Below are 20,792 nucleotides of genomic sequence, written 5' to 3' on the forward strand. Positions count from 1 at the left end.
TCGTCGCGCGGGGACTCCGTCGTGCAGGGGGGCGGCCGTCAGTCGGACGTGGGAACGGGCTCGGTCCTCGGCCGGTCGGTGCCGGTCTCCGCGCCGGGAGCCTTGACGCGACGCATGAGCAGCGCGGCCCCGACTGCACCTGCCAGCATCACGACGCCACCCGCCACGGCGGCGATGTTCATGCCGTCGGTGAACGCCTCCCCGGCCGAGTCCATGAGGGACCGGCCCGCCCCCGTGGACAGGTGCTGGGCCACCTCCGCGGCGCCGCCGAGCGAACCCTCCGCGGCCTCGGCGGCCTCGGGCGGGAGAGCGGACGTCGCGTCGGTGACCTCACGGGTGTAGACGGCGGCGCCGATACTGCCCAGGATCGCGACGCCCAGCGCCCCGCCGAGCTGGTTGCTGGTCTCCGGCAGCGCGGCCGCCGAGCCCACGCGTTCCGGCGGAGCCGCGGAAACGATGAGGTCCGCGGTCATGGGCATCGCCAGACCCACCCCTGCCGACACCACCGACGAGCCGATCACCGCGAGCGCCAGGGGCGAATCGGTGCGCAGCTGCGTCATGACGGCGAATCCCACCGCCGCGACGACCAGCCCGACGGCGATGATGTAGCCGGGACGGATCGTCCTGGCCAGCACGGCGGCCACCGAGGTGGTCACCACCACCGCGAGCGGCGCGGGCATCGTCCACAGACCGGCCTCCAGCGGACTCAGCCCGTACACCAGCTGCACCCACTGGGTGGCGAACAGCAGGAAGCCGACCAGCGCGAACATGGCCACCAGGTTCACGCCGACGGACGTGCTGAACCCGCGGTCGCGGAACATGCCCAGGTCGATCAGCGGGCTCTCGGTCGACCGCTGCCGCAGGACGAACAGCACACCCAGGCCGAGCCCGACCGCCATGCAGGCCCCGTTCTGCAGGGTGAGGCCGTCGGCGGCGACTTCCTTGATGCCGTAGACGACGGGGAGCACGGCGGCCAGGGACAGCACGGCACCGAGGAGATCGAAGCGGCCGGGCTTCGGCGCCCGGTACTCGGGCAGCAGCAGCGGGCCCAGCACCAGGATCAGCACCGTGACCGGGATGTTGATGAGGAACACGGAACCCCACCAGAAGTGCTCCAGCATGAGCCCCGACACGATCGGGCCCAGTGCGGCGCCGCCGGACAGCCCGGCCGTCCACAGAGCGATGGCGGTACGGCGCTGGCCGGGATCGTGGAACATGTTGCGGATCAGCGCGAGGGTGGACGGCGCGAGCACGGCTCCGGAGATCCCGAGGACGGCGCGCGCGACGATGAGCAGCTCGGCGCTGCCCGCGTAGGCCGCGGCGAGGGACGAGACACCGAACACCAACGCGCCCAGCATCAGCAGCAGCCGGCGCCCGATGCGGTCGCCGACGGTGCCCATGGTGAGGAGCAGCCCCGCCAGCATGAACGCGTAGATGTCCACGATCCACAGCTGCTGGGTGGCGCTGGGTTCCAGCGACGCGCTGAGGAAGGGCAGCGCGAAGTACAGCACGGTCATGTCCATCGACATCAGAAGGACAGGGACCACGAGGACGGCCAGGCCGACCCATTCCCTGGCGCTCGCTCGGTCGTGACTCACGGGCTCGACTCCAGATCTGTATCAGTCATGACGAGTCGGCCCGGGAGCTGACGCGCGTCCCTGCCGACACCGGGGCCCCGCGGGGCCCCGTGTCAGGGACGGCCGTCCGACGCTGCGGCCGCCTCGCGGGCGAGCTGCGCACGGTCCACCTTGCGGTTGGAGTTCAGCGGGAACTCGGGCACGTGCCGGAACACCTTGGGCACCATGGCCTCGGGCAGTTGCGCGGACAGCGTGCGGCGCAGCGTCGCCGGCGGGACGCGCTCGCCGGTGTAGTAGAGGACGAGTTCCAGCCCGCCCTCCGATGCCGGCCGGGTCACGGTGGCCGCGTTCTCGACCCCCTCGCAGCTCCGGACGACGTGGTCGATCTCGGCGAGCTCGACGCGGAATCCCGCGATCTGCACCTGGGCGTCCATGCGTCCGAGGTAGACCAGCTCGCCGTCGTCCAGGCGCCGCACGCGGTCGCCCGTCCGGTACCAGCGGCGGCCGTCCCGCTCCAGGAACCGGCCCCGGTCGTCCTCCGCGTCCAGGTAACCGGGCGTCATCTGCGGCCCGGTGATGCACAGTTCACCTTCCTTCGCCGCCTCGGCGCCCTCGTCGAGCAGCAGGTGGTCGTGGCCGGGGTGCACCTGTCCGATCGGGACGACACCGTTCACCGCCAGGTCGGGCGAGGTGTCCGGTGACCACCGGTGCCCGGTGATGGTGACGGTCAGCTCGGTCGGCCCGTACAGGTTCTCGATCTTCGATCGGGGTGCGGCGGCCTGCCAGGCGGCGGCGTCCTCGCACAGCAGCGCCTCGCCCGCGAAGAAACTCCACCGCAGCGTCGGCATCGACCCTGAGGTCAGACCGCCCATCTTCTTGATGAACGAGATGCCGCTCGGGGTGGAGAACCAGACGGTCATCCGGCGCTCGGCGAAGAACGCCGGCAGGTCCCGGTGGGCGGCCGGCGGCACGGCGTGCACCGCGGCGCCGCGGCCCCAGGCACAGAACATCTCGAACATCGCGCAGTCGAAGTTGAGGCCGACGTTCTGACAGAACACGTCGTCGGGGCCGAAGTCGTAGCGCTCGTCGAGCAGCGTGAAGTAGTGGTCGTTGGCCGCGTGCGTGATCGGCACACCCTTGGGGCGACCCGTCGAACCCGAGGTGAACAGGACGTAGGCGACATCGGACGGCCGCACGGTCACCGGCGCGTCGAGCGGGGTCGCGGACGCGGACTCGTCCAGGACGGACAGGTCCAGTCCGGTGTCCGCGAGCGCGGCCCGGCCCACCGGGTCGGCGACGACCGTCGAGACGCCGGCCGCGGTGAGCATGCGGCGGGTGCGCTCGGCCGGGAACCGCGGATTGAGCGGCACCACGGTGGCGCCCGCGTACAGCGCCGCCATGATCCCGACATACGCTGTCGCGCTCTTGTCCGCCAGCACGGCGACGTTGTGCGGTCCCTGCGGGGCCATGGCCGTCAGCGCGCCCGCCCGGCGCAGCGCCAGTTCGTGCACGGCCTCGTACGACAGGTCGTCGCCGTCCACCCGGACCGCGGTCCGGGTGGGTGACAGTTCGAGGCCGCGCAGGAACCGTTCGTGCAGTCCGTGGCCGGGGGCGGGGGTATCGATCATTTTCCTTCCTCCGAGTAGACAAAGGGGTGGGTAGGGGTGCCGATCCGCGAGGTATTACGTTTAGGTTGTCGGCGAAGCCGTCTACTTGGTGAACGCCGGAAAAATGGGAGAACGCATGTGGGACGAGTCTTTCGAGCGGATTCTCCGCAAAAACCTCCCGCTCATCGAATCGGGGGACGAAATCACTGCAGACCTGAGTCTGCGTGACCATGGCCTGGATTCCATGGCGATGGTTTCCATGCTTTCCTCGCTGGAGTCCGAATACGACGTCCGTTTCGTCGACGACGCTCTGCACATCGACAACTTCGCGACGCCCGAGACTCTCTGGAAGACCCTGGCGGCCATGCGCTGACCCGCACGCCGTCCGCCGCTATGCGATCGTGCTGCGCCGGCGCGGTCGCATAGCCGTGTCCGGCCGCAGCGCCACCACCTCGAACGCCTCGGTCATGACGTCCACGCGGCTCCACAGGGCGTCCTGCCCGGCGACGTGCACCCGCTCCACACCGAGCCCCTTGAGGGTGTCGACGACGGCGGGCCACCGCACCGTACGGGTCGTCGCGTCCAGCAGCAGGTCGCGCACCCCCGCGGCCGTGCGCACCAGCGATCCGTCGTGATCGGACACGACGACCGTCTCGGGATCGGAGAACTCCACGTCCGCGACGACCTCGGCCGCGATCTCCTGGCGCAGGGCGCCGAACAGCGCCGAGTGCATGGGAGGCCGCATGACGTACAGCGGCAGGCCGCCGGCCGCCCGCAGTCGTTTCTGCAGCCACTCCAGCGAGTCCTCGCGCACCGACAGCAGGTGGAAGTCGTGGTCGACGTGGCAGGCCACCTCGTTCCACTCGCCGCGCGCGTCCAGTTCGGCGCGGATCTCGGCGAGCCGGTCGGCGGGGACGCGGGCGAACGACTGGGTGACGACGTCGCGGTGCTCACGGGTGAAGTACGCCTCCACCCGACGGCCCCACTCGGCGGTCATCGTCACGGCCTCGGAGAACGGCAGCGCTCCGGACTGCACCGCCGCCGCCGTCCCGCCGAAGCTGGCGCCGGTGCACGCGACCGGCTCCACCCCGTGCTCGGCGACCGCGCTCCGGGCCAGTGCCAGACACGAGACGAGGAAGGCGAGGCGGGCCGGCTCCGGGAACGCCCCCTGGTCGCCCCGGGCCTCGGCTTCCCGGTACCGGTCGACCAGGGAGTGGCCCAGCACCCGGTCGGCCTCGGCGACGAACCGCCGGGCCACCGGATGGGCCACCAGGAACCGCGCCGAATCGGCGAACCGTGTCGGGCCGATTCCGGGAAAGACGATCGCCGACATATTCTCGTTATCCCTTTCGTCACGCACACGGCGTGGGTTCCTGAAGTCAAACGGTTCGATCTTACTGTTTCCGGTAAGTCTTGTGGGCCCCTGGTACCGGCATAACCCCTAAAGCCCCCTAGGACGCCGTTGATCGGCCAGGGGTTCTTGTGCCGCGTAAAAGGACCCTGTTAGAAACGGCCTTGCATTGGCTGAGTACGCCGGAAATCGGAAGGGTGGCGCATGAGCCCGAATGGAGCGCGTCCTGCCCGGGCGCACGCATCGGTGGACAACCTGCGGACATATCTGCTGGCTGCCGCCCGCACGGCACCCGACCGGCCGGCCGTCGTCCGGACGACCGCGGACGGTGACCTGGAGACGGTCACCTACCGGGAGCTGGAACGGCGCACCGACCGCCTGGTCGACGCTCTCGACGCCCTCGGCCTCGACGTCGGCGACCGCGTCGTCCTGGAGTCCGACACCGACGCCGACGCCGTCGCGGCCCTCCTGGCCTGCGCCACCCTGGGCCTGCCGTTCGTCCCGGCCAGCCCCGAGGTGCCGGACGAGCGCCTCCTGAGCGTCATCGACAGCGCCGCGCCCGCGCTCTACCTCCAGGCCGAGAGCGGACGGCGCACCGGAATCCCCGAATCGGTCGGCACCGCCCGGTTCGGCCCAGGCGGCCTCACGGTCGAGCGACCGCCGACACCACGGGTCCGCCGCCGCCGCGCGGTGACACCGCTCGACACCGCGTACATCACCTTCACCTCGGGAACGACGGGCCGGCCCAAGGGCGTCGTCATGAGCCACCGCGGGGTCGTCTCGTTCCTGCGCGGCGCGCAGGCCGCGGAGCTGATCACGGCCGAGGACCGGGTGGCGGGCACCTCTCCGCTGCAGTTCGACTTCGCGCTGTTCGACATCGGGTTCTCCCTCAGCCACGGAGCCGCGCTGGTGCCCGTGCCGCGCGACCGGCTCAACTGGCCCCGCCGCTTCCTGTCGTACCTGCGCATGACAGGGGTGACACAGGTCGACGGCGTGCCCTCGGCCTGGCGGTCGGTACTGCGGCACGAGTCCGAACTGCTGGCCGAACTAGGCCAGGAGGGCACCCTGCGCCGCATCCTGTTCTCGGGGGAGGCCTTCCCGCTGGACGAGCTGCGACAGCTGCAGGACCTGCTGCCCAAGGTCCACTTCACCAACGGCTACGGAGCCACCGAGACGATGGCCTCGTCCATCACCGACGTGCCGAACCCGCTGCCGCCCGAAACCGAGCGCCTGTCGATCGGCTACGGGGTCGCGGGCACGGAGATGACACTCATCGGGCCCGACGGCTCACTCGTGGACGGGCCCGGAGTGCTCGGCGAGATCTATCTGCGCACCCCGTCGCTCTTCTCCGGCTACTGGAACGACGCCGAGGCGACCCGGGCCGTCCTCGTCCCCGACCCGCTCCACCCCGAGTCGGGACAACTCGTCTTCAGGACCGGCGACCTGGCCTCCATGGGGGCCGACGGTGAGCTGTACTTCCACGGCCGCGCCGACTCCCAGGTACAGATCCGCGGCAACCGCGTCGAACTGGGCGAGGTCGAGCGCCGCATCGGCGGGTTCGAGGGGATAACCGGCGCGGTCGCGATGATCCTGCCGCGCGTGGACGACGACCCGGTGCTGCACGCGTTCGTCACCAGCGATCCCGACCGCCCCACGCCGGCGGTCAAGGAGGTCATCGCCTTCTGCCGCTCGGCCCTGCCCGGCTACATGGTCCCGCACCTGCTCCATGTGGTGGACGAGTTCCCGCTGACGGTCAACGGCAAGGTCGATCGCGCGGCCCTGACCGCGCTTGCGGCGTCCTGACCACACCTTCGGCCTCCACACCTTCGGCCTCCACGCCTCTTCTTCGTTGCGGAGTATGCACATGATCGAGCAGTCAAGAGCCGCGATGCTGGAGCTGGTGCTGGCTCAGGCCGACGCCGTGCTGCGGGCCGTCGACCCCGGTGCCCACGGGGACGGACCCACCGGCATCGCGGCCGACCACCCGTTCCTGACCGGCGGCCTGGACTCCCTGAGCCTGGTCCAGCTGCACCGGCGGCTCACCGCCGAACTGGGCGTGGAACTGCCCGTCACCGTCTGCTTCGACCACCCGACGCCGGCAGCCCTGGCCGACCACCTGGCGAACGTGGTCGACGGCACCGCCGAGCCGCAGGACGCCGTCGCCCCGACGGCGCCCGCCGCGGCCACGGTGTCCGACGAGCCGATCGCCATCGTCGGTATCGGCTGCCGCTACCCGGGCGGGGTCAACTCGCCCGAGGACCTGTGGCGGATCCTCACCGACGGCACCCATGTGCTCACCGACTTCCCCGACGACCGGGGCTGGGACCTCGACCGCCTCTACGACCCCGACGCGTCCGTGGCCGGCACCAGCTACGTACGGCGCGGCGGATTCCTGCCGGACGCCGCCGACTTCGACGCGGACTTCTTCAACATCCACCCCAAAGAGGCGCTCGCCATGGATCCCCAGCAGCGGCTGCTGCTGGAGACCTCCTGGGAGGCCCTCGAACGCGCGGGCATCGACCCCGGCCGCCTGCGCGGCACCGCGTCGGGCGTCTTCATCGGCGTGGAGCCGCACGAGTACGGGCCCCGCACGCACGAGGCCGCCGACGGCCTCGACGGCTACGTCATGGGCGGCAACCTGCCCAGCGTCGTGTCCGGCCGCGTCGCCTACACGCTCGGCTTCGAAGGGCCCACACTCACCGTCGACACCGCCTGCTCCGGCTCGCTCACCGCCCTGCACCTCGCGGTGCGGTCGCTGCAGAACGGCGAGTGCGGACTGGCGCTGGCGGGCGGCGTCACCGTGATCTCCAGCCCCGGCACGTTCACCACGTTCAGCCGCCAGCGCGGCCTGGCACCGGACGGACGGATCAAGGCGTTCGCCGCGGCGGCGGACGGCACCTGCTTCGCCGAGGGCGCGGGCGTGTTCGTCCTGGCCCGGCTGTCGGACGCGCTGCGCGACGGACACCGGGTACTGGCCGTGGTCCGCGGCACCGCCATCAACCAGGACGGCGCCAGCGCCAGCCTTACCGCACCCAACGGGCTGGCCCAGCAGCGGGTCATCCGCAACGCGCTCGCCGACGCGGGCCTCACCCCCGAAGAAGTCGGCGCGGTCGAGGCCCACGGCACCGGCACCACGCTCGGCGACCCCATCGAGGGCCAGGCCCTGGTCGCCGCCTACGGTCGCGGACGCACGTCGGAGAACCCCCTGTGGCTGGGCTCGGTGAAGTCCAACATCGGGCACACCGGCGCCGCGGCCGGCGCCGCGGGCATCATCAAGATGGTCCAGTCGATGCACCACGGCACACTGCCGCGCACCCTGCACGTCGACGAGCCGACCACCCACGTCGACTGGTCGCAGGGCACCGTCCGGCTGCTCACCGAGCCCGTCCCCTGGCCGGCCGCGGACCTGCCGCGCCGCGCCGGTGTCTCCTCGTTCGGCGCGAGCGGCACCAACGCCCACGTCATCATCGAGGAACCACCCGCCGTCGACGGCGCGAACGCCGCCTTCGCGGTACCGCCCGCGGACGCCCGCCCCGTGCCGGTCGTCCTGTCGGCCCAGAGCGAGAACGCGCTGCGCGGCCAGGCCGCACGGCTCCTCGAGAGCGTCGGCCAGACGTCCGTGCCGGACCTCGCGTACTCGGCCGCCACCACCCGCGCCGCCCTGCGCGAGCGCGCCACGGTCGTCGCCGCCGACCGCGACGAACTGCGCCGCGCCCTGACCGCCCTCGCCGAGGGCACCACCGCGCCCGGACTGGTCACCGGTACGACGGCCGCCACCGGCCGGACCGCGTTCCTGTTCACCGGCCAGGGCAGCCAGCGCCCCGGCATGGGCCGCGAACTGGCGCGCGCCTTCCCGGCGTTCGCGCAGGCGCTGCAGGAGGCCGCCGACCACCTCGACCTGTACCTCGAAGAGCCCCTGGGCGACGTGCTCTTCGCCGAGCCCGGCTCGCGGCAGGCCGCCCTGCTGAACCGGACCCGGTACGCACAGGCCGCGCTCTTCGCCGTCGAGGTGGCCCTGTTCCGGCTGCTGGAGTCCTGGGGCGTCACGCCCGGCCTGCTCGCCGGACACTCCATCGGTGAGATCGCCGCCGCACACGTCGGCGGCGTCATGACCCTCGCCGACGCGGCGCTGCTGGTCGGCGCGCGCGGCACCCTGATGGACGAACTGCCCGGCGGCGGCGCGATGATCGCCGTCCAGGCGGACGAGGCGGAGGTCGCCCCGTACCTGACCGGCGGGGTGGCCCTCGCCGCCGTCAACGGTCCGTCCGCCCTCGTGCTCTCCGGCGAGGAGGACGCGGTCCTGGCCGTCGCGGCACGCTTCGCGGAGCAGGGACGCAAGACCCGGCGGCTGCGCGTCTCGCACGCGTTCCACTCGCCGCTGATGGACCCCATGCTCGACGGCTTCCGCCGAGTCGCCGAAACCCTGGCCTACGCGGCGCCGCGCATCCCCGTCGTGTCCAACCTGACCGGGGAGCCGGTCGACGCGTTCGACGCGGACTACTGGGTGCGGCACGTACGGGAACCGGTCCGGTTCGCCGACGGCATGCGCTGGCTGGAGTCCCACGGCGCCACCACGTACCTGGAACTGGGCCCCGACGCCGTCCTGTCGGCGATGGGACGCGACTGCCTCACCGACGACGGCACGCCCGCCGCGTTCGCCGCGCTGCTGCGCGAAGGACACGACGAGGAGCGCCAGACCGTCACCGCGCTGGGCCTGGCGCACGCGGGCGGCGCCACCGTCGACTGGCACCGCTTCTTCGCCGGCCGGGGCGCCCGGCGGATCGCCCTGCCCACCTACGCGTTCCAGCGCAAGCGCTACTGGCTGGACGCCGGGAGCGGCCCTGGCACCATCGGACATCCACTGCTGGACACCGCCGTCGCTCTGGCGGGCACCGACTCGCTGGTCCTCACGGGCCGGCTGTCCACCCGGGCACAGCCGTGGCTCGCCGACCACGTCATCGCCGGCGTCGTCCTCGTACCCGGCACGGCGCTCGTCGAACTGGCCGTCCGGGCCGGCGACGAGGCGGGCAGCGGCGTCGTCGAGGAACTGACCCTTGAGGCGCCGCTGTCACTGACCTCGGACGCCGGCGCGGAGATCCAGGCCGTCGTCGGCGCCGCCGACCCGACGGGCCGACGCAGCGTCGAGATCCACTCGCGTCCCGCACGCAGCGACGACACCTGGACGCGCCACGCCAGCGGAGTGCTCGCCGAGCACGGCCAGGGTGCGCAGGGCGACCCGGCGGTGTTCACGCAGTGGCCGCCGGCCGACGCCGAACCGATCGACGTCGAAGGTCTCTACGACCGCCAGGCCGCCCAGGGATACGGCTACGGGCCGGCGTTCCGGCGCGTGCGGGCAGCCTGGCGGCGCGGCGAGGAGTTCTTCGCCGAGGTCTCCCTCGACGACGCGGGCGCCGACCGGTTCGGGCTGCACCCCGCCCTGCTGGACGCCACCCTGCACGCTGTCGAGGGACCGCAGGACGACGGCCAGGTGCACCTGCCGTTCGCCTGGCGGGGCGTCGAACTGCACGCCGCCGGCGCCACGGACCTGCGCGTCCACGCGGTCCTGACGGCTCCGGACCAGATGTCCGTGGAACTCGCCGACAGCACCGGCGCACCCGTCGCCACCGTCACATCGCTCGTCCAGCGACCCGTACCGCTGGACGGCGTACGGCCGGCCGGGGCGCGGGACGGCTCGCTGCTGCACGTCGAATGGACCGGCATCAAGGCCCCGGCCGAACCGGACACGGCCGCCGCGGAGTTCCACCTGGCATTCGTCCCCGACACCTTCGCCGGTTCCCCCGCCGAGGCGGCGCAGGAAGCGACACTGCACGCCCTGGGGCTCGTCCAGGACGCGCTGCGCGACGACACCCGGCTGGCGATCGTCACGCGCGACGCCCCCGGCGACCTGACACTCGCCCCCGTCCAGGCGTTGGTGCGGTCCGCCCAGGCCGAGAATCCCGGCCGGTTCGTGCTCATCGGCGCGGACCACGACGTGCCCGAACCGCAGGTGCGGACCGCGCTGTCCTGCGGAGAGCCGCAACTGGCCCTGCGCGACGGGCAGACGTACGTGCCACGACTGACCCGGACACCCGTGCCGGACGACCCGCGGCCCGTCGCCTGGGATCCGGAGGGCACGGTACTCATCACCGGCGGCACCGGAGGACTGGGCGGCCTCGTCGCCCGTCACCTCGTACGCCGCCACGGCGTCAGGCACCTCCTGCTCACCGGGCGCCGCGGACCGGACGGCCCCGGCGCGGCCGAACTGACCGCCGAACTGGCCGCGCTGGGCGCCGAGGCGACCGTCGCCGCCTGCGACGTCGCCGACCGCGAAGCCCTGGCCGCCCTGCTGGCGACGGTCCCCGACCGGCATCCGCTGACGGGGATCGTCCACTGCGCCGGCGTCGTCGACGACGGACTGGCCGGATCGCTCACGCCCGAACAGGTCCGCACCGTCTTCCACGGCAAGGCCGACGGCGCCTGGCACCTGCACGAACTGACCCGCGACCGCCCGCTCGCCGCGTTCGTCCTGTTCTCGTCCGCGGCCGGCACCGTGGGCTCACCCGGACAGGGCAACTACGCCGCCGCCAACGCCTTCCTCGACGCACTGGCCGAGCACCGGGCCGCAAGCGGCCTGCCGGCGACCTCCCTGGCCTGGAACCTGTGGGCGGGCGACGCGGGCATGGGAGCCCACCTGGACGAGGTCACCCTCCGCCGTGCCGAACGCTCCGGACTGCCCGCCCTGGACGCCGAGGAGAACCTCGCCCTCCTCGACCGGGCCCTCACCGCCGGCGTACCGGCCCTGGTGCCCCTGCGCGTCGAGGCCCCCGCGCTGCGCGCCCGCCCCGACGGCATCCCGCCGATGCTGCGCGGCCTGGTCCGCGGGCCCGTCCGCAGGCACGCCGCCACCGCGGGCGCGGCCGGATCCTCCGGGGCGCTCGCCGACCGGCTGGCCGGGAAGACGGACGCCGAACGCGAACGCATCGTCTCCGACCTGGTCCGGGCGCAGATCGCGGGCGTCCTCGGCCACGAGAGCGGCGGCGCGATCGACCCCCGCCGTGCCTTCACCGACCTCGGCTTCGACTCCCTGGCCGCCGTCGAACTGCGCAACGCCCTCGGCACGGCCACCGGACTGCGCCTCACCTCCACGCTGATCTTCGACCACCCCACGCCGCGCGCCCTGACCGAGCACGTACTCGACAAGGTGGCCGGCGCGGCCCCCGCCGCCGCCCCGGCGCCGGCCACCGTGCGGGTGGCCGCGGACGAACCCATCGCGATCGTGGCGATGGCCTGCCGCTACCCCGGCGGGGTGACCACCCCCGAGCAGCTCTGGCAGCTGGTGGCCGACGGCACCGACGCGATCAGCGCCTTCCCCGAGGACCGCGACTGGAACACCGAGCAGATCTACGACCCGGAGCCCGGCAAGCACGGCACCACCTACACCCGGGAGGGCGGCTTCCTGTACGACGCCGCCGAGTTCGACCCCGCGTTCTTCGGCATCAGCCCGAAGGAGGCGCAGGCGATGGACCCCCAGCACCGGCTGCTGCTGGAGGTCGCCTGGGAGGCCGTCGAGAACGGCGGGCTGGACCCCCACTCCCTGAAGGGCAGCTCCACGGGCGTGTTCGCCGGGGTCATGTACCACGACTGGTCGAACCGCTCGGGCTCCGTTCCCGAGGACCTCGCGGGCTTCACCGCCGGCGGCGGCCTCGGCAGCATCGCCTCCGGCCGCATCGCCTACACCCTCGGCCTGCACGGCCCGGCCGTCACCATCGACACCGCGTGCTCCTCCTCCCTGGTCGCCATGCACTGGGCCATGCAGGCGCTGCGACAGGGCGAGTGCACGATGGCCCTGGCGGGCGGCGTCACCGTGATGGCCACCCCCGAGACGTTCGTCGGGATGAGCCTGCAGAGCGGCTTGGCCCCCGACGGCCGCTGCAAGGCGTACGGCGCCGGCGCCGACGGCACCGGCTGGGGCGAGGGCGCGGGACTGCTCCTGCTGGAACGCCTGTCGGACGCGCGCCGCGCCGGACACCCGGTGCTCGCGGTGGTCCGCGGCTCCGCGATCAACCAGGACGGCGCGTCCAACGGCCTGTCCGCGCCCAACGGCCCGGCCCAGCAGCGCGTCATCCGGCAGGCCGTGGCCTCCGCCGGCCTCACCCTCGCCGACATCGACGCGGTCGAGGGCCACGGCACCGGCACCACCCTCGGTGACCCCATCGAGGCCCAGGCGCTGATGGCCACGTACGGACAGGAACGCGCGGGCGGCGAACCGCTGTGGCTCGGGTCGATCAAGTCCAACGTCGGGCACACCCAGGCCGCCGCCGGAGTCGCCGGCATCGTCAAGATGGTGATGGCGATACGCAACGGCGTGCTGCCCCGCACCCTGCACGCCGACACGCCCTCCCCGCACATCGACTGGACCGAGGGCGCCGTCGAACTGCTCGACGAGGCCAGGCAGTGGCCGGCACACGGCCGGCCGCGTCGCGCCGCCGTGTCCTCGTTCGGTGTCAGCGGCACCAACGCCCACGTGGTCATCGAGGAGGCGCCGCCTCCCGGCCCGCAGGAACCGCGCGGCGAACGGCCCCCGGCCGTCCCGCTCACGGTGTCGGGGGCGTCCGCCGAGGCACTGCGCGACCAGGCGGCGCGGATCGCCGCCCACCTGCGCGACCACGAGGACCTCGACGAACTCGACGTCGCCGCCTCGCTCGCCCGGGGCCGCGCCGCCCTGGAACACCGGGCCGTGGTCGTGGACACCGACCGGGCCGCTCTGCTCGCCGGACTCGACGCCCTCGCGGCCGGGAAGCCGTCCGCCTCCGTCGTCCAGGGCGTGCAACGCGGCGACCCGCGCCCCGTGTTCGTCTTCCCCGGCCAGGGCTCGCAGTGGCAGGGCATGGGCGTCGACCTGCTGTCGTACTCCCCGGCCTTCGCCACCCGTGTCGGCGAATGCGCCAAGGCCCTGGAGCCGTACGTCGAGTGGGACCTGCTCGACGTGCTGAACGGCGCGCCCGGCGCGCCGGGCCTGGACGACGTCGACGTCGTCCAGCCCGTGCTCTGGGCGGTGATGGTGTCACTGGCCGAGGCATGGCGCGCCGCCGGCGTGGAACCTGCCGCCGTCGTCGGCCACTCCCAGGGCGAGATCGCGGCCGCCTGCGTCGCGGGCGCCCTGTCGCTGGAGGACGGCGCACGCGTCGTCGCCCTGCGCAGCCGCGTCATCCGCCAGGACCTGGCGGGCCGGGGCGGCATGATGTCCGTCGCCCTGTCGTCCGACCGCGCGACGGAGCACCTGGCCGACTGGGACGGCCGGCTGCAGCTCGCCGTCGTCAACGGTCCCGGCTCCGTCGTCGTCTGCGGCGACCCGCAGGCCCTCGACGAACTGCGGGCCCGCCTGGACGCCGACGGCGTCCAGGCCCGCCGCATCCCCGTGGACTACGCCTCCCACTCGGAGTTCGTGGAGGAGATCCGCGAGCGGCTCCTCACCGAACTGACCGGTCTGACGCCGCGGACCTCGTCCGTCCCGTTCTACTCCACCGTCACCGCCGCAACCCTGGACACCGCGGGCCTCGACGCCGAGTACTGGTACACCAACCTGCGCCGGCCCGTGCGCTTCGAGGAGACGACCCGGGCCCTGCTGGCCGACGGCTTCGAGATCTTCGTCGAGTCGAGCCCGCACCCCGGCCTGCTGACCGGCCTCGGCGAGACCGCCGAGTCGGCCGGCGCGGCCGTCACCCTCGTCGGCACGCTGCGCCGCAAGTCCGGCACCCCGCAGAAGTTCCTCACCTCACTGGCCGAGGTGTACGTGCGGGGCGCCGGCGTCGACTGGGAGACCCCGTTCGCCGGAACCGGCGCCCGGCGCGTGGACCTGCCCACCTACCCGTTCCAGCGCAAGTCCTACTGGCTGCACATGTCCGAGGAGACCGCCGATCCGCAGGCCAACGGGCAGGCCTCCGCCGACCACCCGCTGCTGGGCGCCGCGGTACGCATCGCCGGGGCCGGGGGAGTGCTCCTCACCGGCCGCCTGTCGCTCGCCGGCCAGCCGTGGCTTGCGGACCACGCCGTCGGCGGCACGGTCCTGTTCCCCGGCTCCGGCTTCGTGGAACTGGCCGTACGCGCCGGTGACGAGGTCGGCCGCGGACGCGTGGACGAACTGATGCTGGAGGCCCCCCTTGTCCTGCCGGAGCGCGGCGGCGTGGCGATCCAGGTCGTCGTCGACCTGCGCACCGTCTCGGTCCACTCACGGTCCGAGGACGCCCCCGCCGACGGCGCCTGGACCCGGCACGCCCAGGGCACGCTCGCCGAGGCCAGCCCCGAACCGGACCCCGAGGCCACGTCCTGGCCGCCGCCGGGCGCCGAACCCGTCGACCTCACAGGTTTCTACGACCCGGCCTCCGACGACGGCCTGCTGTACGGGCCCGCCTTCCAGGGCCTGCGCGGCGCCTGGCGGTCCGGCGACGAGGTGTTCGCGGACGTCGAGCTGCCCGAGCGGACCGCCACCGAGGCCGTCCGGTACGGGCTGCACCCGGCCGTGCTCGACGCGGCCCTGCACGCCACCGCGCTGCTCGCCGCCGACGACGGGCGCATCACGCTCCCGTTCCTGTGGACGGGGGTCGACCTGTACGCCGCAGGCGCGGCCGCACTGCGGCTGCGGATGACCCGCCTGGGCGAGGACGAGTTCGCGCTGCGCCTGACCGACACCACGGGCCGACCCGTGGCCCGGGTCGAGTCGCTCGTCCTGCGTCCGGTGTCCGCCGGCGGACTCGTCCGCACGGACGTGTCCCACGACTCGCTGTTCGAACTCACCTGGACCCCCGTCGAACCGGGCGGGACCGCGTCCGCGACGGTCGTGCACCGCTGCGTGGGCGGCACGACCGCGGAAGCCGTCCACGCGGAGACCGCCTCGGTGCTGGACATCCTCCGGTCCTGGCTCGCGGAGGACCGCGACGACGCCGTGCTGTCGGTCGTCACACGGGGCGCCGTGTCGGTCGACGGCGAGGACGTCACCGACCTCGCCGGCGCCGCGGTCTGGGGCCTGGTCCGCAGCGCCCAGACGGAGAACCCGGGACGCGTCGTGCTGATCGACCTGGACCCGGGCGACACCGGCCACGCCTCCGTCGACCCCGGCCCGCTGGTGGCCACCGGCGAGGCGCAGATCGCGATGCGCTCGGGCACCCTCCACCGCCCGCGCCTGACCCGCGTCACCGCCGGCCGGACCGGTGCCGAAACCCCCTCGACGGCCTTCGGCGACCGGCCCGGAGCCGTGCTCGTCACCGGCGGCACCGGCACCCTGGGCAGCCTGGTCGCCCGCCACCTCGTCACCTCCCACGGCGTCACCGAACTGCTGCTCACCAGCCGCCGCGGCCCCGACGCACCCGGCGCCGCCGAACTGGCCGCCGAACTCACCGAGCTGGGCGCCCGCGTGGAGGTGGCCGCCTGCGACGCCGCCGACCGGGACGCCCTGGCCGCCGTACTCGCCGGCCGTATCCTCGCGGGAGTCGTGCACACCGCGGGCGTCCTCGACGACGGGATCATCTCCTCCCTGACACCGGAGAAGATGGCCGCGGTGATGCGCCCCAAGGTCGACGCGGCACTCAACCTGCACGAACTCACCGCAGGTCAGGAACTCTCGGCCTTCGTGCTCTTCTCGTCCGCGGCGGGCGTGACCGGCGGCGCCGGCCAGGGCAACTACGCCGCCGCCAACTCCTTCCTCGACGGCCTCGCCGCCCTGCGGCGCGCACGGGGCCTGCCCGCGCAGTCACTGGCCTGGGGACTGTGGGAGGAGGCCAGCGGCATGACCGGAACCCTGGACGAGACCGACGTGGCCGGCATGCAGCGCGACGGTGTCCTGCCCATCGCCTCCCACGAGGGCCTGGCGCTGCTGGACGCCGCCGGACGCCTCGACCGGGCGTTCCTGGCCCCCGTCCGGCTCGACCTGACCGGACAGCGCCGTTCCGACCTGCCGTACCTGATGCGGGACCTGGTGCGTGGCCCGGCCCGGCGGGTCGTCGAGGCCACCGCCGCCCCCGAGCCCGCCGAGAGCCTGCGCGACCGACTGGCCACCCTGTCGCCGGCCCGCCGCGAACAGACACTGCTCGACATCGTCCGTACCCAGGCCGCCGCCACCCTGGGCTTCGCGGACGCCGACGAGGTCGACGCGGAACGGTCGTTCCGCGACATGGGCTTCGACTCCCTGGCCGCCGTGCGGTTCCGCAACGCCCTCGGCGAGGCCGTCGGGGAACGGCTGCCCGCCACCCTCGTCTTCGACCACCCGACCGCGCTCGTCCTCACGCGCCACCTGCTCGCGGAACTGGCGCTCGGCGAACCGGACCCGGCACCGGAGACAGCACAGGAGCCCGCCGAGGACGCCCCGGACCGCACCGCGGCGATCCAGAAGATGAGCCTGGCCGAGCTGCTCCTCACCGCACGACGATCAGGAGATCCGACATGACCCAGTTGCTCGACGCCACCGAACAGCGCGTCTACCCCACGGACGAGGAACTGCTGCACCGCGTACTGACCCCCTACCGGGCCAAGCGGTGCGAGTACCTCACCTCGGCCACGGTCGTCCTCAAGGACACCGCCGAGGACGGCGCCCGGCTCAGCGCCGACTGCTCCTTCCTGATCCCCGAGTCCTGCTACATCGACGACACCGGGCACTTCAACTCGGTCGAGTTCAACATCTGCTTCAACCAGATGGCCTACTACCTCGTCGCCAAGGCGGTGAAGGAGTCGCTGATCGAACCGTTCTCCCGCTGGACGATCGAGGAGTTCTGGACCCGCCAGCTCGGGGACATCTTCATCACCGACTTCAGGAGCAGCTTCCGCAGCGCCATGAGCGGCCGGCACTTCCGCGGCCGCATCGAGATCGCCGACATCGCCGACTGGGACGGCAACGATCTGCGCGACGCCCTGGTGATGCTGCGGACCCGGTGCCACTACTGGGACGAGCAGGGCGGCGAGAGCCACGGCGAGATCGGCGCCGCCATCACCAATCCGCCCGAGAAGTGAACCGGCCCGGCTCCGCGGAGGACGCGACGATGAGCAGCACGCAACGGCCTGGGCTTCCGGAGGAAGCACAGCAGATCGACATCGAGCACATATACGGCCGTCTCGCCGACCGAGGCCTGCGGTACGGTCCGGCCTTCCGCAACCTGCGCGCCGTGTGGTCGCACGGTGAGGAGGTCTACGCCGAAGCCGGACTGGACGGCGCCGCCGCCCGCGACGACGGCTACCTCCTGCACCCCGCGCTGTTCGACGCCGCCCTGCAGACCGCGCTGGTGCCGGACCTCGACCACGACGACAGCACCTTCCTGCCGTTCGCGCTGCGGGGGATCCGCCTGCACAAGGCCGGTGCCCGCAGCGTCAACGTCCACACCGTGCCCGGCGAGGACGGCGTCTCCCTCGCGCTCACCGGCGCGGACGGCGAACCGGTCGTCACGGTCGGCACCCTCGTCAGACGCCGCGTCACCGCCGACCAGCTCGACGCCGCGGCACAGCGCACCCGCCTGCTCCGCCCGGTGTGGAAGGCCGTGGAGCAGAGGCCGGCCTCCGTGGACCAGCAGCACTGGGCGTTCCTCGGCACCGACCACATCGGTGTCACCGGCGCTCTGAAGTCCGTCCGCCGCTCGTTCGACTCCTACGCCTCGCTCGCCGCGCTGGACGCCGCCCTCCGCAAAGGCGCACCGGCACCCGACGTGGTCGTGGTGTCGTGCACGGACCAGGATTCGCCCGTGCGCTCGGCCGCCCAGCGCGCCCTCATGCTCGTACAGGAGTGGTCGGCCGACAAACGCCTCGCCGGGGCCCGCCTCCTCCTGGTCAGCAGCGGAGCCGTCGCGGCCCACAGCCAGGAGGCGCTGTCCGACCTGCCGGGCGCCGCCGTGTGGGGACTGCTGCGCAGTGCCCAGTCCGAACACCCCGGCCGTTTCGTACTGGTCGACGTCGACGACCCCGACGACTCGGGCCGCGCCCTCGTCGCCGCCGCGGCCTGTGACGAACCGCAGCTCGCCGTCCGCCACGGCGCCCTGTTCCGGCCCCGACTGGTCCGCTTCCCACCGCCCCGGCGCACGAACCTCACGGGCACGGTGGTCATCACCGGCGGCACCGGAGCGCTGGGCAGCCTGCTCGCCCGGCACCTGGTCGTCCGCCACGGAGTGCGGCACCTGGTCCTGCTCAGCCGCCGCGGCCCGGACGCCCCCGGAGCCGCCGACCTGAGCGCCGAACTCACCGCGCACGGCGCCCGCGTCGACATCGTCGCCTGCGACACCTCCGACCGTACGTCGCTGGAAGGCGCCCTGGCCGACGTGCCGGCGCCCTCCGCCGTCATCCACACCGCCGGCGTGCTGTCCGACGTCACGGTCGACGCCCTGACCCCGCGCCGGCTCGACAAGGTCCTGCGGCCCAAGGCCGAGGCCGCGCTCCACCTCAACGACCTGATCAGGGACCCCGACTGCGCCTTCGTCATGTTCTCGTCCGTCACCGGCCTGATCGGCAACCCGGGACAGGCCAACTACGCCGCCGCCAACGCCGTTCTCGACGGGCTCGCCCACCGCCGGCGCACCCTCGGCCTGCACGGACTCTCCCTCGCCTGGGGCCTGTGGGAGAGCGAGGACGGTATGGGCTCCGGCCTCTCCGCCACCGACCTCATGCGCATCCGGCGCTCCGGCTTCGCACCGCTCGGCCACGAACAGGGCCTGGCGCTCTTCGACGCCGCGCTCGCCGCCGAGGAGGCCGTCCTCGCACCCGTACGACTGAACGAGGCGGCCCTCACCGGCAACGTCCCGCCCGTCCTCGCCGACCTGGCGCCCGCCGCCTCCGCCGGCCCGGACACCCACCGGCTGCGCGCCCTGCTGGCAGATCTGCCCGAGTCCGAGCGCGACGCCGCCGTCCTGGAATCCGTCCGCGCGGTCGCCGCCTCGGTCCTCGGCTACGACAGCCCCGACGACATCGAGGCCGAGCGGGAGTTCGGCGCTCTCGGCCTCGACTCCATCGGCAATCTCGAACTCAGCCGCCGCCTGTCGACCGCCACCGAACTGCAACTCCCCGCGACCCTCGTCTTCGACCATCCGACCCCCGCGGCTCTGGCTTCCCACCTGCGGCGACTCCTTCAGGAGAACAAACAGTGAACACCGTTGTCGTCGGCGGCGGCGTGATCGGCCTGGCCACCGCGTGGCGAGCCGCACGCCAAGGCCTCTCCGTCACCGTCATCGACCCCACACCGGCCGGCAAGACCTCCCACGTCTCGGGAGGCATGCTCCCGGCTGTCAACGAGCAGCTCTACGACCAGGAGGACCTCCGCCGCCTGTGCCTCGCCTCCCGCGCGCTCTACCCGACCTTCGTGGCGGAGCTGGAGGAGTTCGCCCCCGCCGGGTTCCGGCGTGACGGCGTACTGGACGCGGCCTTCGACGAAGACTCCCTGAACAGCCTCGACCGCCAGCAGGCCTTCCAGGAGTCGCTCGGCGTCCGCACCGAACGGCTCACCCCCGAGGAGTGCGCCAAGCTCCAGCCGGCGTTCGCCCCGACCGCGGGCGGCCTGCTGTCGCCCGACGAGGGCGCCGTCGACCCGCGCACCCTGAACGCCGCGCTGCTCACGGCCATCGCCGCCCTGGGCGGCACCGTCGTCCGCAAGCGGGCCGTCCGCGTCGGGGACCACACCGTCGTCCTCGACGACGGCGACGAGGTCGCCTTCGACCGGCTCGTCCTCGCGGCCGGCTGCTGGACGCACCAGATCGGGGGGCTGCCCGAGAACGCTGTTCCGGAGATCCGTCCCGTCAAGGGCCAGATCCTGCGCCTGCACTCCGACCCACCGCTGGTCAGCGTGGCCACCCGCGCCCTGTCCAAGGGCCGCTCCCTCCTCCTGATACCCCGCACGGACGGCGAGCTGGTGGTGGGCTCCACCTACGAGGAACGCGGCTACGACGAGACCATCACGGCCGAGGGCACCCACGACCTGCTGACCCGCGCCGCCGAGATCGTCCCCGGCGTCGGCGCCCTCCGCTTCGCCGAGATGAGCGCCGGGCTCCGCCCCGCCTCACCCGACGAACTCCCGGTCATCGGCCCGAGCACCGTGCCCGACGTGTACCTGGCCGCCGGCCACTTCCGCATGGGCGTCCAGCTCGCTCCGGTCACCGCGGCGGCGATGGCCGCCTACCTCACGGACACGGCGCCGCCGGCGCAGGTACTGCCCTTCACGCCGCTGCGCTTCGGCTGACCTCCCGGCACAGCCCGACAACGCCCTCCCGCCGAACCGGCGGGAGGGCGTTCGCCGTC

General features: G+C 73.1%; 9 protein-coding genes. 6 read left to right on the plus strand and 3 right to left on the minus strand.

Annotation, left to right across the window (positions count from 1 at the left end; translation table 11 throughout):
* Positions 1-38: 38 nt before the first annotated feature.
* Together ACZ60E_RS26585 and ACZ60E_RS26590 are read right to left on the minus strand one after the other, a co-directional pair.
* Complete coding sequence (locus ACZ60E_RS26585) at positions 39-1,598, minus strand: MFS transporter (RefSeq protein ID WP_469443655.1); 1,560 nt, start codon at positions 1,596-1,598, stop codon at positions 39-41.
* A gap of 92 nt (positions 1,599-1,690) precedes the next feature.
* Complete coding sequence (locus ACZ60E_RS26590) at positions 1,691-3,205, minus strand: AMP-binding protein (RefSeq protein ID WP_469443657.1); 1,515 nt, start codon at positions 3,203-3,205, stop codon at positions 1,691-1,693.
* A gap of 115 nt (positions 3,206-3,320) precedes the next feature.
* Here ACZ60E_RS26590 and ACZ60E_RS26595 point away from each other — a divergent pair, with 115 nt between their 5' ends.
* Positions 3,321-3,557 (plus strand): acyl carrier protein, encoded by a 237-nt coding sequence (locus ACZ60E_RS26595; RefSeq protein ID WP_384814185.1) that lies wholly within the window; start codon positions 3,321-3,323, stop codon positions 3,555-3,557.
* An 18-nt stretch (positions 3,558-3,575) separates the two neighbouring features.
* Here the strand turns inward: ACZ60E_RS26595 and ACZ60E_RS26600 are convergent, their stop codons facing one another.
* On the minus strand, positions 3,576-4,517 hold the full coding sequence (locus ACZ60E_RS26600) for an ACP S-malonyltransferase (RefSeq protein ID WP_469443659.1): 942 nt from the start codon (positions 4,515-4,517) through the stop codon (positions 3,576-3,578).
* Positions 4,518-4,739: 222 nt separating this feature from the next.
* On the opposite strand from ACZ60E_RS26600, the gene ACZ60E_RS26605 reads away from it, so the two are divergent.
* The 5 genes from ACZ60E_RS26605 (at position 4,740) to thiO (ending at position 20,733) form a co-directional block, all read left to right on the plus strand.
* On the plus strand, positions 4,740-6,338 hold the full coding sequence (locus tag ACZ60E_RS26605) for an AMP-binding protein (RefSeq protein WP_469443661.1): 1,599 nt from the start codon (positions 4,740-4,742) through the stop codon (positions 6,336-6,338).
* Positions 6,339-6,399: 61 nt separating this feature from the next.
* Complete coding sequence (locus tag ACZ60E_RS26610; protein ID WP_469443662.1) at positions 6,400-16,974, plus strand: SDR family NAD(P)-dependent oxidoreductase; 10,575 nt, start codon at positions 6,400-6,402, stop codon at positions 16,972-16,974.
* On the plus strand, positions 16,971-17,534 hold the full coding sequence (locus ACZ60E_RS26615) for an FcoT family thioesterase (protein ID WP_384814176.1): 564 nt from the start codon (positions 16,971-16,973) through the stop codon (positions 17,532-17,534). Before ACZ60E_RS26610 ends, ACZ60E_RS26615 begins: the two co-directional genes overlap by 4 nt.
* Positions 17,535-17,563: 29 nt before the next feature.
* Positions 17,564-19,648 carry a type I polyketide synthase gene (locus tag ACZ60E_RS26620; protein WP_469443664.1) on the plus strand — a complete coding sequence of 695 codons (2,085 nt, stop codon included), beginning with the start codon at positions 17,564-17,566 and terminating at the stop codon, positions 19,646-19,648.
* Positions 19,645-20,733 carry a glycine oxidase ThiO gene (gene thiO, locus ACZ60E_RS26625; protein WP_469443667.1) on the plus strand — a complete coding sequence of 363 codons (1,089 nt, stop codon included), beginning with the start codon at positions 19,645-19,647 and terminating at the stop codon, positions 20,731-20,733. The genes ACZ60E_RS26620 and thiO overlap by 4 nt, the downstream gene beginning before the upstream one ends.
* Positions 20,734-20,792 lie beyond the last annotated feature (59 nt).

This window comes from Streptomyces sp. NPDC102514 (assembly GCF_055584525.1).

What these genes read in the sequence shown, in the direction of transcription:
- ACZ60E_RS26590 (WP_469443657.1), bottom strand. Translation starts at nt 3,205, where the DNA reads ATGATCGATACCCCCGCCCCCGGCCACGGACTGCACGAACGGTTCCTG.
- ACZ60E_RS26595 (WP_384814185.1), top strand. Translation starts at nt 3,321, where the DNA reads ATGTGGGACGAGTCTTTCGAGCGGATTCTCCGCAAAAACCTCCCGCTC.
- ACZ60E_RS26600 (WP_469443659.1), bottom strand. Translation starts at nt 4,517, where the DNA reads ATGTCGGCGATCGTCTTTCCCGGAATCGGCCCGACACGGTTCGCCGAT.
- ACZ60E_RS26605 (WP_469443661.1), top strand. Translation starts at nt 4,740, where the DNA reads ATGAGCCCGAATGGAGCGCGTCCTGCCCGGGCGCACGCATCGGTGGAC.
- ACZ60E_RS26610 (WP_469443662.1), top strand. Translation starts at nt 6,400, where the DNA reads ATGATCGAGCAGTCAAGAGCCGCGATGCTGGAGCTGGTGCTGGCTCAG.
- ACZ60E_RS26615 (WP_384814176.1), top strand. Translation starts at nt 16,971, where the DNA reads ATGACCCAGTTGCTCGACGCCACCGAACAGCGCGTCTACCCCACGGAC.
- ACZ60E_RS26620 (WP_469443664.1), top strand. Translation starts at nt 17,564, where the DNA reads ATGAGCAGCACGCAACGGCCTGGGCTTCCGGAGGAAGCACAGCAGATC.